1 protein-coding gene is annotated in these 276 nt (G+C 38.8%); it reads left to right on the plus strand.

Annotation, left to right across the window (positions count from 1 at the left end; genetic code table 11):
• Nucleotides 1–276 (plus strand): DUF5916 domain-containing protein (locus SB756_RS29755; protein WP_410913169.1); only part of this gene is annotated, 276 nt, incomplete at both ends.

The raw sequence follows: 276 nt of genomic DNA on the forward strand, positions 1-276 counted from the left end.
GAAGCCGGTTTAGATTTACGCTGGGGAATAACAAAAGACGCGGTATTAAATGCGACTATTAATCCTGATTTTTCGCAGGTAGAGACTGATTCTCTAGAGCTTGATGTAAATACCACGTACTCAATTTATTATGCAGAAAAAAGACCTTTCTTTTTAGATGGTGCCTCATATTTTAAAAGTAGCTTATTTGAGCTTTTATACACCCGAACCATTGCAGAGCCAACTTTAGGCGCTAAGTTAACCGGTAAAACGGATGGGCATAGCTATGCACTTATG

This window comes from Pseudomonas sp. SIMBA_068 (assembly GCF_046534705.1).
In the GTDB taxonomy this organism is placed as follows: Bacteria; Pseudomonadota; Gammaproteobacteria; order Pseudomonadales; family Pseudomonadaceae; genus Aquipseudomonas; species Aquipseudomonas putida.